9 protein-coding genes are annotated in these 14,436 nt (G+C 54.5%); all 9 read left to right on the forward strand.

The genetic code is table 11. From position 1 onward, the window contains the following. Window positions 1–24: 24 nt before the first annotated feature. Complete coding sequence (locus tag FHG12_RS01645) at window positions 25–1,098, forward strand: hypothetical protein (RefSeq protein ID WP_139513938.1); 1,074 nt, start codon at window positions 25–27, stop codon at window positions 1,096–1,098. Between the two features lie 161 nt (window positions 1,099–1,259). Next, the gene (locus tag FHG12_RS01650; RefSeq protein ID WP_139513940.1) at window positions 1,260–3,944 is read left to right on the forward strand and encodes an oligosaccharide flippase family protein; all 2,685 of its coding nucleotides are present in this window, start codon (window positions 1,260–1,262) and stop codon (window positions 3,942–3,944) included. A 27-nt stretch (window positions 3,945–3,971) separates the two neighbouring features. Next, complete coding sequence (locus FHG12_RS01655; RefSeq protein WP_139513943.1) at window positions 3,972–4,787, forward strand: hypothetical protein; 816 nt, start codon at window positions 3,972–3,974, stop codon at window positions 4,785–4,787. A 19-nt stretch (window positions 4,788–4,806) separates the two neighbouring features. After that, window positions 4,807–6,018 carry a glycosyltransferase family 4 protein gene (locus tag FHG12_RS01660; RefSeq protein WP_139513945.1) on the forward strand — a complete coding sequence of 404 codons (1,212 nt, stop codon included), beginning with the start codon at window positions 4,807–4,809 and terminating at the stop codon, window positions 6,016–6,018. A gap of 11 nt (window positions 6,019–6,029) precedes the next feature. Then, window positions 6,030–7,340, forward strand: a complete 1,311-nt coding sequence (locus FHG12_RS01665; RefSeq protein ID WP_139513946.1) for an O-antigen ligase family protein — start codon at window positions 6,030–6,032, stop codon at window positions 7,338–7,340. Between the two features lie 2 nt (window positions 7,341–7,342). Next, window positions 7,343–8,290 (forward strand): glycosyltransferase family 2 protein, encoded by a 948-nt coding sequence (locus FHG12_RS01670; RefSeq protein ID WP_139513947.1) that lies wholly within the window; start codon window positions 7,343–7,345, stop codon window positions 8,288–8,290. Window positions 8,291–8,480: 190 nt separating this feature from the next. Continuing rightward, on the forward strand, window positions 8,481–9,638 hold the full coding sequence (locus FHG12_RS01675) for a glycosyltransferase (protein WP_165699271.1): 1,158 nt from the start codon (window positions 8,481–8,483) through the stop codon (window positions 9,636–9,638). A 34-nt stretch (window positions 9,639–9,672) separates the two neighbouring features. Then, window positions 9,673–10,512 carry a glycosyltransferase family 2 protein gene (locus FHG12_RS01680; RefSeq protein WP_139513949.1) on the forward strand — a complete coding sequence of 280 codons (840 nt, stop codon included), beginning with the start codon at window positions 9,673–9,675 and terminating at the stop codon, window positions 10,510–10,512. A gap of 753 nt (window positions 10,513–11,265) precedes the next feature. Next, complete coding sequence (locus FHG12_RS01685; RefSeq protein ID WP_139513950.1) at window positions 11,266–14,286, forward strand: Ig-like domain-containing protein; 3,021 nt, start codon at window positions 11,266–11,268, stop codon at window positions 14,284–14,286. Window positions 14,287–14,436: the final 150 nt, after the last annotated feature.

Raw genomic sequence — 14,436 nt, forward strand, 5'->3', positions numbered from 1 at the left:
CTGCTCATTCATACTGGTCTTTTGATGGACATCGTAACCAGCCTTTGCGTTGACGAAGCTCACGAGCCAGCGTCGTTTTACCCCCAACTACGCGATGTAAGCGCCGACAAGCGGCGCCGGGTTTATTGGCAGTGCACCGTTGTATTCTTTTCTACTTCGGTGCGCTGCAATCCGGATGCCCGGCACTTGCTCTATACCAACGACGCTGCCCCCGCCACTTGGGACGGCGTAGACCACCGCGAATTCCTATCGAGTATCGGGGTGGAAATCAGGCAGTTGAGTTTTCAGACGTTCTGCCCGCCGCAGCGCTTTTCCAAGGAGTTTCGCAATGCCTTCTACAAGCTAGATGTGCTACAGGAACTGGCGAAGCCCACGGCGGCCGACCACAGCCTGCTGCTCGATTCGGACTGCGTATGGACGCGGCCCGATCCGAAGCTGATCAGTCTGGTGCAAAGCGACGCCTTGCTCCTGCTCGACGCCGAACCGGAGTCGACCCCGGACACCAAGATTCACGGCCTCAGTCGCCGCGATATGGGAAACCTGTATCGCGAACTTGATCCCAATTACCCCGTGGAAGCGCCTCTGCATTTTGGGGGCGAGATCATCGGGGGGAGCCGGGCCCGTTTGGGCGAAGTGGTGGAGCAGCTACGGGCTATTCAGGACCAAGTGCTCGTTGAATATCCCGCTGGCCCGCCGCGCTTTAGCAGTGGGCGCACCCTCTTCGACGGCGACGAATACCTGACCAGCTTCGTGTGCAACCGCCTGCCGCGGCCCTGGACCGACACGAGTCCTTTCATCCGCCGGATCTGGACGTCGTACCGCAACACCAACGTGCGGCGCTCCGATGTGCAGCTCACGATCTGGCATTTGCCCAACGAAAAGATGCAAGGCTTGCCCGTGCTCTGTCGGCAGATGCTGCGCCGCGATTCTGCTTTTTGGCGGCTGGCCCCCACTAATTTGGCAGGCTATTTGGGCCGTTATCTGGGCGTTCCAAACCCCGTCTGGAGTCCACAACGCCTGCTGACATTGGCGAATAAGCTTCCGCGCTTAGTCGTTATCGCCAAAAGAATGCTTACCCGACCCGCGACCACCGTTTAACATAAATATCTGATAATCAGATATTTATGTTAAAGTAGCCATTATTTTATTTTTATTATTTACTGATTCCGCTCGCTTCGGATCGGTTTTTGGCGCTCTAGTTTTCTGCTCTCGGTAAGCAGCTTCGCACTGCTTATTGCTACACCTGAGATTCTTTCACGATGTCTGATTCATCCTCTATACCGGCTAGCACCTTACGCGGCTTGCGCTGGAGCATGATTGCGACGGGTGCTATTGCCGTATTGCAATTCGTGTACTCGGCGGTCATGTCGCGCCTGCTTACGCCCGCCGATTTTGGCTTGATGGGGATGGCAATGGTGGTCATTAGCTTCGGCAGCTATTTTGCCCAAATGGGTCTGGAGCAAGCGCTTATCCAGCGTCAGGATCTACAGCCCGTTCACGTGCGAGCTACGTTCACGGTAGCGCTTGTGCTGGGCCTTGCCGCAACTGGGATTGTATGGTTGGGCGCCCCACTCATTAAGCATCTTTTCTCGGAGCCAGGCGTGGTGGAAGTACTGCGGGCTATGTCCTTTACTTTCCTGTTCACAAGCCTAGGCGCCACTTCGCTCAGCCTGCTACGGCGGCAGCTGGCCTTCGATCTGCTGGCGCGGATCGAGTTGGGCAGCTTCTTGTTTGGTTATGGTGTAGTAGGCTTGGGCATGGCTTGGGCTGGCTACGGGATTTGGAGTCTGGTTGGGGCCACACTCACTAACCAACTCCTGACGGCCGTGGTGGCGTGGCTTTATGTTCGCCATAGTCTGAGTCCGCCAATTCGCTGGGAACACTACCAGCCGCTCCTGCATTTTGGGGGCGCTGTTTCGGCAGTTAGCATCCTCGAATTTGTAGGCAGTAACCTCGACCGTGTCGGAATTGGCCGCTTGCTGGGCACGTGGTCGCTGGGCCTGTACAACCGCACCCTGATGCTGGTGCATTTACCGTTATATCATCTTAGCAACAGTATTTCGCGGGTTTTGCTGCCTTCGTACAGCAGCCTACAAAATGATTTGCCTAAGCTGCGCCAACTCTACCTGACGGCTATTACGCTGTCGGTGTGGATACTGCTGCCATTGGCCGCCGGTATTTCTGCCGCTGCTGAGCCTATCGTGCGCGTAGCGCTGGGGCCGCAGTGGGATGCTGCTATTCCGTTGTTGGGCTTACTGGCTTTGGTGGTGGGTTTCAACCTGCTTACCATGTACAGCGGCGCGCTCTGCGAGGCCTTGGCCAAGCTTAAGTTTAAAGTGGCGTTGCAGAGTTGCCTGATTGTGGTGATGGGCGCAGGCCTCTGGGTATCATCGCATTATGGCCTGACTGCTATGGTCTTGACCATTCTGGCGGTAGAAGTGGTGCGCAACTTAGCATATCAGTTAGCCATTCGGCGGTATTTGTCGATTTCCATTGCTGAGCTTTGGAGCTGCTACTGGCCGGCCCTGTTTACAGGCTTGCTGGTTGCAATCGTGCTGGGCAGTGTACGCCTTGGTTTGGCCGCATTGCACGCGGGCGCTCTGCTACAGCTGCTGATCTTGCTACCATTGGGTGCGGTAGCGCTGTTCGGGCAATTGCTCATGCCTTGGAACCGCTTCGTTCGGATGCGCTTTTACCACGAGATCCGGGAACACCTACGGCCCGGCCCGCTTCGCGACCGCCTCATCAACTTGCTGGCTCCGTCGCCGGTTGGCCGTCGCCCCAAAGGTTGGGTGGCAGCGAATGTCCGGAGCGTATTAGTCAAGAGATTTAGCCGTACGCTACTCGGACCGGTGGCCGGTAGCCTACCTGCTTCTGCGGCCCGTTCGCTGGTCGAAATTTCCGGCTGGGACAGCCTGCAACCGCATGTTTCAGCCATTGAGGAGTTGGAAGAGCCGCAAGTTGTTTACTACGATTTTCCGATTTATTACCCCACGTATTTCCGGCGGCACAAAGCATTTGGTGCGCGCTTTGCCTACTCGTTGCGTGATGTGTGCGTGTCGCCTTATTCAGGCCTCACCTGGATCCCGGCCGCCAACGTGACCTTGGCCGAAAGCATTGGCTCGGTGCGCCGATTGGCGGGTTGGGGCAATAATACTCCCGAGCTGCTGCTGCCCCTGCAACCATTGGTCGCTTCCGGGCCTGTTGTGGTTTGTCCGCCCAGCCCTTTTTTCCATTGGCTTACCGAAATTCTGCCTAACACGTTGGAGGCCAAGCGCCGCTGGCCTGATGCCAAGCTATTGTTGCCACCTGCGGCGGCTTGCCCTGCTTACATGGGTCAGGCGTTGGCGTTGGCTTTTGGTCCCGATTGGGAACAACAGACCGTGCGGGCTGACGGGGCTGTACGAGTGCCGCAGCTGCAACTACTGCCCGTAGAGTCCGATGCAGGCTTTGTACATCCGTCGGCTATTCATGAGTTGCGACAGACTTTTCTGTCACCGTTGCCTGAAGAAGACATTCCCGGTCGTCGACACGTATATATATCCCGGCGGTTGGCCACTGCCCGGCAACTAGCCGATGAGGCGCAGTTGGAAGAGGCGCTGAATGACCTTGGTGTGGAAATCGTATACAACGAAAACCTCGATTTTTCGGAACAAGTACAATGCTATGCTGGAGCCCAAACCATCATTGCCCTACACGGAGCCGGTCTTACCCACATGGTGTGGGCCAATCCAGGTTTGGACGTACTAGAGATATTTCCCAACGGCTACTTCAACGACTGCTACGCTCGTCTGGCAACCGCATTAGGGCATAATTACCAATACATTGCAGCCGGCACTTCGCAACAAGCAGTTGTTGGTGGCGCGCTTCCGCTCAAAGAAATCATAGGCCGCGTCGAGCAGCTGATAGTCTCCCCTTCTTCATCTATTCTTCAACCCGCTTAACTACATTATCTATTGTCAATTTTTACTATGACTTCTCCCTCCCAACCATCCTTTGCTGTGTTTGTGAGCAGTACCGATAGTTACTCTGACTGTTGGGAGCCCTTTTTTATCCTTTTTGCCGATTACTGGCCTGACTACAAAGGCACGATTTATTTGAATACCGAAACCAAGGATTTCAAATTTCCCGGCCTTAACATCATATGCACGCAGGTAGCCCGCTTCGCTGGCACCAACACCATTGTAAGTGGCAAGCGCATCAAGCTTGCTTTACAACACGTTGTAAAAGAAGAAGTTATACTTTATCTAAACGAAGACATCTTCTTGCATGATCGGGTTCGCAGCGACGTTATGAATGAGCTTGTGGCCTGTATGCACGACCACAACTTGCTTTACATCGGTGTTACGGACCATGCCAACCATGGACCCTTCCGCCCTAGCCCCTACCCGTTGCTCTGGGAAATCGACAGCTCCGACCCGTATGTGTTCAGCGCCATGCCTTCGCTATGGAACGTGAAGCGGATGGGCCGGTATTTCCGGGCGCACGAAGACCCTTGGCAGACCGAATATTATATCGCCCGCCGCATCCGGAAGGCCAACGACAAAACCTACACCATCGACCGGACGCAGTTTGACTATCCGGCGCATGCCATCTTGCCCTTTGCTCCGACTACTGGCGTTTACCGCGGTACGTGGGTGGCCGATGTAGTAGTGGATTTGTTTGCCCAGCACGGCATTCGGGTCGACTACTCGCAACGGGGCTTCTTCGATCCGGCCGTATCATATCCCCCGCCGTTCCGGCCTTTGTGGCGAAAGGCCGTTTCTGTAGTGCGGTCCATGATCTAACCGGAGTTAGCTTACCCTTATGAAAATCGGACTTGCCACTCCTATCGACATCCCCGCGCTGCATCAGTACCTCGATCTGCCGGAGGGAGTTGCCCAGCCTACTGGCTTGGGGGGGAGTGCCATTACGCCTCTGGTAACCGGGTTACTCGCCGCCGGGCACGCCGTTTCGATCTATACTCTGGACCTCAAGCTTAGGCAGCCGGTGGTGTTGCGGGGGCCACAATTGACTATCTACGTAGGCCACTTCCGCAACAAAGCCCGTTATCGGTGCTTCGATTTGTTTAAAAAAGAAGCCGATCAGATTCGGGATTTCATCATTCAGGACAATCCTGAGATTGTGCACGCCCATTGGGCTTACGAGTTTGCGCGGGGGGCTTTGGCTAGCGGGTGGCCGCACTTGGTTACGCTCCACGACGATCCGTGGCTGGTATTGCGCTACCAGCGGGATCTGTACCGGGTGTTTCGGCTGATGCTGAAGTTACTGGTTCTGAGCCGGGGACGCAATTTTACGGCTGTGTCGCCTTATCTGGCCAAGGCGTTGGAAACTGCTAAGCGTAAGCCAATTGTCGTTCCGAATGCCGTGCTTCAAGCGCCCGGCGGGCCGCGTTCTTTTCCGGCCCAGCCGCCCTATCGCATCATTTCCTTGCTTACGGGCTGGTCGGAGCGCAAAAATGCCGATACGGCTCTGCTGGCTTTTCAGGAATTGCGGCGCCGCTTGGGTTCTAAAGTCGAATACTGGGTATTTGGCGACGAATACGGTCCCGGAGGCCAAGCCCAGCGCTGGGCCGAAGCCAATGCCGCCACCGACGGCGTGCATTTTGCGGGCCTTAAGTCACACACCGATATCCTGAACCTGCTGCCCGATTTCGACATTCTGCTGCACCCAGCTCGCGAAGAATCCTTCGGCATGACGCTGGTCGAAGCCATGCAAGCGGGCCTGCCCGTGGTGGCCGGCGAAACGTCGGGAGCGGTGCCGTGGGTGCTCGACGAAGGCCGCTGTGGTGTGCTGGTCGATGTAAATTCTCCTACTGCCATGGCCGATGCGCTTTACGATCTGCTGACGCAACCATCTCGTTACGAGGCGCTTAGCACCTACTCCTCTGTTGCGGTTTCGCAGCGATTTTCTATTCCTGCCGTTACGGCGGCTTATGAGGCTGCTTATCGACAAGTACTTGCAGGTCAACCCCTTACACAGACCGCGCCTCAAGTCGATCTGGCTACCAGCAGTTAGGCACGTACTCTATGAAAATTAATTTTCGCTTTCTCTATATAGTCGGCATACTGGCAGCGCTGTATTCCGATGTTCTGTTTTCGGACCTTCTTAGCGGTGCAGCCTCTGAGGATAGCTCAGCCTACGGACTTCAGCTCTATACCCGCATTTTAGTCGGCGGCAGCATTCTGGTAAGCGTGCTGCTGTACCGCTACATGCGGGGCATTACGCTTTGGGTATTTTGGGGGGCTACAACCATTACGGCCTTGCTGGTCTGCGAATCGTTGCTTCGCTATGGGGTGCCTATGATTTATCCCCACGTATTCCAGAAAGCGATGGTATTGTACATCCTGACTGCTTCCTACGCCTTCTACAACCGGTTTGGGCGCATTACCATGGGCGACATTTCCACGTTGATCTGGATCGGATTTGTGCTTAACCTGGGGTTGGTCAACTACAAAGCGGTTTCCATTGGGGCATTTCTCAACCACGACCGGGGCATTGTAGCGTCCTCGGCGCTGCTGCTGGTCACGCCTCTGCTTTACCACTTCAACACGTACTTCACGACGCGAGCTGCCAAGCATTTGCTGCTGTTTTTTATGGCAGCGGGCGCCATCTTCTTCTTTCAGCACCGGACGGTGTGGGTAGTGAGCGCTGCTGCGCTGGGAGTCAACTTCCTGCTATTGCTACGGGTGGCGCCACAGCGCATCAGCCTCTCGAAGCTAACCCCGATGCTCGGCATTCCGGTGGTGCTGATGATGCTGGCAACAACCTTTATCTTGGTCAGTTACCCCGAGGTGCTGGACAAGGTATCGGAGAACATGTCGGACATCGAAAACTCGTCGAGTCAAGGTACTGGCTTGTGGCGGCGGGAGCAGTTCCGCTCGTACTGGCCCTTCGTGGTCAGCCATCCGGTTGCCGGCATGCGGTTTGAAGGTTTCGAACTGCCCATTCAGTTTTACGATCCCGAGCAGGAAAACGGCGGCACCGTATTCGAAGACGGTTACGGCCACTTTTTCCACAGTTTCTACCTAGATGTACTTTTCTACCTTGGCGGTATCGGCCTGATTGTCTTCATCTTGCCTCACTTGAGCGTTGCTCTTCGGCTGGTGCGTCGCCCCCCGGTATCGCCGGAAGCTCTGGCTTGGTCGACCCTCATTGTCTCCACGTTGATCTATGGCTACTCTTACCCTTTGCCTTTGAGCACCTACGGGCTAATTGGGTTTGGGCTTTTGCGCATCAGAGTCCTTGAAGACGATCCGGAGCACTTGCACGAGGCATTGCCCACTAACGCCCCTTCTGCCACCGCTCCTTCCGATCTTTCGGTTCCTCAGCACGCCTAGCTATGATTACCGTTGCCCCTTCTGCCGCCCCTCCAACCACCGCTCCCCGCGTAGCGATATTGTTTGTGGTATTCAATCGTACGGATGTTACGACCCGCGTACTGGATTCTATTCGGGCTGCGCGGCCACCCCGCCTGTACGTAGCCGCCGACGGCCCCCGCGCCGGTCGGCCCGCCGAAGCCGAAGCCTGTGCAACTGTACGCCAGCAAATTCTGGATGGCGTCGACTGGCCCTGCGAAGTGCACACCTTGTTTCGGGATGAAAACCTGGGCTGCCGGCAGGCCGTGAGCGGAGCCATCGATTGGTTTTTCAGCCACGAAGAGGCAGGCATTATTCTGGAAGACGACTGCCTGCCGGAACCCTCTTTTTATACATATTGCGAGGAGATGCTGCATCATTATCGCGACGATACCCGCGTGATGCACATCAACGGCACCAACTACCTCCGTGGCTGGCACCGTGATCCCGATTACTCATACTATTTTTCCAACTACTCAGCAATTTGGGGCTGGGCTACTTGGCGCCGAGCTTGGCAGCATTACGATGTAACCACGCGGCTACTTCCGGAGCTGGAAGGCAAGCATTATTTCTGGCGGCGCTTTTTCAACTCACTGGAAGCCAGAATGTTGCTTAAGCCACTGTGGGCAACCCACGCACGCACCCTCGACACTTGGGATTACCAATGGTCGTTTGCCGTGCTGGTACAATCGGGGCTGTGCATCACGCCGGCAGTCAACCTGATCAGCAACATTGGTTTTGGGGGCGGCGCCACGCATACGCACAATGCCGCGCATCCTTTGGCCGAGCTCCCTGTAAGAGCGCTTGCTCAGCCGTATCGGCATCCGTCGTTCGTCCTGCGCGACACGATTTCAGATTACCGTCAACTGCGGGGCACTCTCCGCGACAAAGTAGTTGCGCGACTTCGTAATGTGGCACCCTTTCTGGCATAGATTTACAACTTCCTTATTATTAGCAGTTTATAAGAAGTAAAATCCATAGCCTTCCGCTAACCTCTTTCAAAGCATAATACATTACAGGAGTAGGGGCAGTTTTTAATATACAATAATCTGATAATCAATAGTTTACACAGCTACTGCTTTTTTTGGTTTCATGGCGCACTCTCAACACAACCCTAAAGTTTTGCATGTACTTCACGCGTTGCGTTTTAGCGGCGCCGAAGTAATGCTGCGCCTTGCTGCACCCACTGTAAATGCGCAGGGCTATGAGCAGCACATGCTCGCCGACGGTTCGGAGGTAGGCGACTACGCCGATACGCTGGCGGCAGCGGGCTTCAGGGTGCACCATCGGCCCTTCAAAAACTATTCGATCGGACATTTATGGCAGCTGTACCGCTTTCTGCGGCAGCAAAAATTCACAGTTGTACACAATCATACCGAGCAGAATTTCTTCTGGTATTTGCTGGTAGCACGCCTGGCAGGTGTGCCGCATCTGGTTTCGACGGTGCACAATGCATTTGCTTTCAAAGGACAGGTCAGGATGCGGCGCGGGCTATACCGTTGGATTGCCCGGCAATTGGGTGCACGGTTTACAGCCATTGGGCCTTCGGTGGCACAGGTAGAAGAAATCACTTACTACAATCCGACCACCTTGGTGCCTAACTGGCTTGATGAGAGCTACTTCGTACCCGCCCGAAATGCCGAAGAGCGGACTGCGGCGCGCCGTCATTATCAAGTACCTGACGGGACCGTTGTACTTATTTCGGTTGGGGGTTGCTCAGCCATCAAAAATCACGGCGCCATTCTCGAAGCACTTGCTGCACTACGTTCGAGGGTTTCGAGCCCTCTGCTTTACCTCCATGTAGGCGAAGGGCAAACGCATCTTGCCGAACAAAAGCAGGCCCAAGAACTTGGCCTTAGCGATATTGTACGCTTCGTAGGCCAATTGCACGATGTGCGCACGGCACTACTAGCGGCCGATATTTACGTCATGCCTTCTATGTTCGAAGGGCTTAGCATTTCGCTACTCGAAGCGCTGAGCTGCGGCATGGCTGCTGCCGTGTACGACAATTATGGCCTGCGCGATCTTGTACAAGACGGCCAAACCGGCCGGTGCGTACCGCCAAACCCCCAGGCACTAACCGAGGCTCTGTACGAGCTGATTGAGTCGCCAGAATTACGTATTAAGTACGGAGCAGCCGCTCGGCAGTTTATTCAAAAGCACTACTCAATGCGTGATTCCCTTTCCAAATTGCTCCGGCTTTACGGTACCGCTGATCCTAAACTTCAGGAGGAAGCCCAGCCTAGCGCTCCGCCGACAGCCCCCATTGCTAGTAGCTAGCTGCTGGCCCATTTATTTTTTGTCCCTGCCTACTATGTTATACATCGTCATTCCAGTTTTCAACCGGCTTAAGTATACCCGTGCCTGCCTCGATTCGCTACGCAAACAAACCAACCCGAATTTTCGGGTGGTAATCGTAGACGATGGCTCAACGGATGGTACTGCTACTGTTCTCGCAGCCGATTACCCGGAAGTGACTGTGCTGCCTGGTACGGGCTCTTTGTTTTGGACGGCTGGCGTAAATCTGGGGCTTCGCTACGCGCTAGAGCAAGGCGCCACGTGGTGTATGACCATGAACAACGATGTGGTGGCTTACCCAGATTTTGTGGCGCGCATGATGGAGGCTGCCGAAAGCCGTCCGCCGGCGCTTTACGGCGCATTCGAGTTGGATGCCAGCACCCAAGAGCCGATTTATGGCGGCGGCTGGCTCGATTGGCGCACCGGCAGCTTCCGCAACTTGCTCCATGAGTTAACGCCCGAGCAACGCCGCGGCTTGCACCGCACCCAAAACCTGCCCGGCCGTGGCCTGCTCATTCCGCGGGAAGTGTTTGATCGGATTGGGATGTTTGCCGAGAAAGTTCTCCCGCATTATTACGCCGATTACGATTTTACCCACCAAGCCCGGCTGGCCGGCTTTGAGGTCTATCTTAACTTCGATGCCCATTTGGGCACCTATCCTGAAGAAAGCGGCGACACCCAAAACCGCCAGCGAAAGAGCCTGCGCAATTACTACAACCACCTGTTCAGTATCCGAGGTGGTGCCAACTTGCGCGACTTCACACGATTTGCGCGCCGCAACTGCCCACCACGTTACCTACCGTTATTCTTAGTTAATGGCTACGCACGCCGCATTGTAGGCTATTTTCTGCGTTAATCGTTGTAAACGACCGCTTTAGTACAGGCACTTACACCCCAACCGCGTCCACGAAAAGCAGCTTCCCCTCTCTAATACAGGGAGGGGAAGCTGCTTTTTTATTTACCCTAAGTCTTTGGATGTGGTAGCGAGCCTGTACCAAGAGCTTGCTGCCTCTGGTATTAGTTCAGATTGTTTTGCTGGCGAATACCAGGGTTTTCCCAAGCCACCTCAAGCGTTGGCGAAACGATATATAGAGCCGTGATATTAAAAAAGTTAAAACCGAGTTAAAAGGTCTGTCACGTCACCAACGACAAAACGAACAAACATACTATTCGGTCAATTTGAACGTTTGGAGCATCTTCAAAAATTATACTCCATCTCATTATAATAAAAGTACAAAAACATAATATCTACTTTAATTTAATATATCCGTGATAGGCTATAACATAATTTTGAACGTGTATTAGAATAGTTAAATAAATACCATCATTTAGAGCGTTTAAAATTTATTTTGCCACATTATTGTTATAATCTTCAATAGTTCATATTATTGACAAACGGTTCAAGAATATAACATTTAGACTTTCCAGTCCAAGTATTACTTCTTAGCTTTGTCCTCGAAGTTCAATTGCACAGTTGGCAAGAAGAGAAGTAAGCATTTGAAATAACCTAGAAATTTTGAGCAGAAGCACTGACTACCGGAATGTAGCCCGGCCGGCTACATTCCCATCGTTCCGAACCCAAACTCTAAAAGTACAATTGCGCCCCCTAATGAAGAAGTTAGTATCCCAACTCCCCCACTACGGGTCAGTAATGGCAATGCTGCTCATCCTGCTGATGGGTCCTGTAGCACAACAAGCCCATTCGCAGTCGCCGAACGTGACGTACAGTGGTCCTATCACCATCACGAAAGGTGGCACCTACAGTGGAAACTGGGAAAGCCAAGACTCCAAAACGGCAGCCGTTAAAATTGAAACGAGTGAGCCAGTAATCATCGAAAATTCGGTGATTCGGAGCCGCGGTCATCTGGTGATGTCGATGTTAAACGGCGACGTGACCATTCGGAACACCCGGGGGTACGGCCTCACTCCTAATGTCAGCGGCTACAGCCCTGGTCGTTTTTTCGAGTCGGCTAAAGTGAAGAATGTTCGTCTGGAACATAACTATATGGAGCAGACGGCTGGTATTTACATCGCTGGCTACGCCGGCGACCGCAGCACCAACCAATCCGTTAAGGTTCTTTACAACCAAGCGCGTAACATCGACGGTCGTTTCCCCGGCACGACGCGCGGCGCATTTGCACAGTTTATCCAGCTCAATAGCGCCCAGGGCGTACGAGGCATGGAGATCGGTTGGAACGAGGTTATCAACACGGCTAACAATAGCTTTGTTGAGGATAACATCAACATTTTCAAATCGAACGGCACTTCCGACAGCCCCCTGTTGATTCATGATAACTTGATTCAGGGCAGCTATCCGGTAGTAGCCACTGACCCTGGCCATACCGGCGGCGGCATCATGCTCGGCGACGGCAACCCAACCTCGCTTGTGGATGCCAGCGGCTTCATCAAATGCTACAGCAATCAGATTATCGGCACGACCCACTACGGCGTGGCCGTTGCGAACGGCCATGACATTGAAGTATTTGACAACCGCGTAGTATCAGGTGGTTACTTGGCTAACGGTCAGTATTTGCAGTCGTCAAACGTGGGTATGTTCTCGGTTAACAGCGTCGATAACAACGTCAACGTCAGCGATACCTTCTTCAACATCTCGTTCCACGACAACCAAGTTGGCTATGTTAAGACCTCTGTGTACAATGGTCGTAACGACTTCTGGTTCAGAAACATACATACCAACGTAAACAACAAGGGAATAACAGGCACCATCTCCCTCCAGACCGAGAAGGATGAGTATGCCTCATGGTTAACCAAGGTTAGCAACAAAGCCATTACGTTAGGCCCATTGGCCGCTAATACGGTTGCTCAAGCCCCTGCAAACCAAGCGCCGACGGTGGCGCTGACCCCGACCGTGTCGGGCACGACGGTGAGCCTGTCGGCCAAAGCCGCCGACGCCGACGGCACGGTGGCCAAAGTCGAGTTCTTCCAAAACGGCACCAAGCTGGGCGAAACCACCACGGCGCCCTACGCCTTCACCTGGGCCAACGCCCCGGCCGGCACCTACAGCTTCACGGCCCGCGCTACCGACAACGCCGGCGCCGCCACTACCTCCGCCGCCGTGTCCGCCCAAGTTGCGGCCCCCGCTCCTACTCTCGTAGCACTACGCGCAGCTGACAACCCGAGCAATATAGTTAACGGGTTGGCCTACAGCTACCACGAAGGTACCTGGACCGGTTTGCCCGACTTCAACAGCCAAGCCATCGTGAAGCAAGGCACCGTGTCAACGTTCGATCTGAGCCCGCGCAACCGCAACGACAACTTCGGCTTCCGTTACACAGGCTATATCGAAGTACCCACCGACGGCGAGTACACCTTCTACACCTCCTCCGACGACGGCAGCCAGCTCTTCATCGGCAGCCAGTTGGTAGTTGACAACAACGGTATTCACGCTGCCCAAGAGCGCGGCGGCGCCATCGGCCTGAAAGCCGGCAAGCACGCCCTGACCGTGACCTTCTTCGAGAACAGTGGTGAGGAAACTCTGGCTGTGAGCTACCAAGGTCCGGGGGTAAGCAAGCAAACGGTACCCGCTTCGGCCTTATTCCGTGCCGCAACAGCTACACCTGCCCCAACCCCAACTCCTGCTCCTGTTAACCAAGCGCCGACGGTGGCGCTGACCCCGACCGTGTCGGGCACGACGGTGAGCCTGTCGGCCAAAGCCGCCGACGCCGACGGCACGGTGGCCAAAGTCGAGTTCTTCCAAAACGGCACCAAGCTGGGCGAAACCACCACGGCGCCCTACGCCTTCACCTGGGCCAACGCCCCGGCCGGCACCTACAGCTTCACGGCCCGCGCTACCGACAACGCCGGCGCCGCCACCACCTCCGCCGCCGTCTCCGCCCAAGTAGCAGCCCCTATTGCTGTGATTACCAACAAGTTCTACCGGGCTCTTAACCTGGGTGGCAGCGCTCTCACGATCGACGGCAACAAGTGGGAAGCTGGCTCAGGAGCTGCCAACGTACAACTGACCGGTGGTTTTTTCTCGGCTCAAAATGTACCCCTGACGCCCTCTACCGACGCTGCTCGCGCTCAAATGATTCGCTCCTCACTTTGGTCTAAAAACCCAGTGGTTCAGATGAGCAGCGTACCGAATGGCACCTACGACGTGTATGTATATGTATGGGAAGACAACTTCTCGCAGACGTTCAGCATGATGATCAACGGACAAACGGTAGCTAACTACACGAGCGGCTCAGCTGGTAAGTGGAGCAAACTTGGCCCTTTCGCAACGAATGTTACCAACGGTGTGATCCGCATCACGACCACCGGTGGTGATGCCAACCTCTCGGGTGTGGAAGTTATTACAAAAGCCTCTACCTCAGGCCTCACCACCACCGACATTAAAACTGCTGGCGTAACTGCCTCTGCCACGGCTTATCCAAACCCATTCGTGAATAAGGTCACGGTAGCTACCGATGTAAAGGCTGCTGAAACCATGGGCGTCACCCTGATTAATCAGATGGGCCGGGAAGTGTACCGCACTTCGCTCGCAGTCAACAGCGGACTTGCGCAGAACTCACTGGATCTTAGCAGTGTAGATCTGCCTACCGGTCAATACTACCTCCGGTTCACTTCGGGAAGTATGACGGGTAAGACCATCAAGCTGGTTAAATAAACCGTTCGATGCCTTCGGGCCATCAGTTGGACTTAAGAGCAACGAAAAAGCCTGGCGTAGTATACGTCAGGCTTTTTCGTTGCTCTTCCTCTTGTAAGTGAACACTTGTGAAACAGTAAGCGCTTCTTCTTTATAATAGATAATGAACAA

Source organism: Hymenobacter jejuensis (assembly GCF_006337165.1).
Taxonomy (GTDB): domain Bacteria; phylum Bacteroidota; class Bacteroidia; order Cytophagales; family Hymenobacteraceae; genus Hymenobacter; species Hymenobacter jejuensis.

What these genes read in the sequence shown, in the direction of transcription:
- FHG12_RS01665 (WP_139513946.1), top strand. Translation starts at nt 6,030, where the DNA reads ATGAAAATTAATTTTCGCTTTCTCTATATAGTCGGCATACTGGCAGCG.
- FHG12_RS01655 (WP_139513943.1), top strand. Translation starts at nt 3,972, where the DNA reads ATGACTTCTCCCTCCCAACCATCCTTTGCTGTGTTTGTGAGCAGTACC.
- FHG12_RS01645 (WP_139513938.1), top strand. Translation starts at nt 25, where the DNA reads ATGGACATCGTAACCAGCCTTTGCGTTGACGAAGCTCACGAGCCAGCG.
- FHG12_RS01685 (WP_139513950.1), top strand. Translation starts at nt 11,266, where the DNA reads ATGAAGAAGTTAGTATCCCAACTCCCCCACTACGGGTCAGTAATGGCA.
- FHG12_RS01680 (WP_139513949.1), top strand. Translation starts at nt 9,673, where the DNA reads ATGTTATACATCGTCATTCCAGTTTTCAACCGGCTTAAGTATACCCGT.
- FHG12_RS01660 (WP_139513945.1), top strand. Translation starts at nt 4,807, where the DNA reads ATGAAAATCGGACTTGCCACTCCTATCGACATCCCCGCGCTGCATCAG.
- FHG12_RS01650 (WP_139513940.1), top strand. Translation starts at nt 1,260, where the DNA reads ATGTCTGATTCATCCTCTATACCGGCTAGCACCTTACGCGGCTTGCGC.
- FHG12_RS01670 (WP_139513947.1), top strand. Translation starts at nt 7,343, where the DNA reads ATGATTACCGTTGCCCCTTCTGCCGCCCCTCCAACCACCGCTCCCCGC.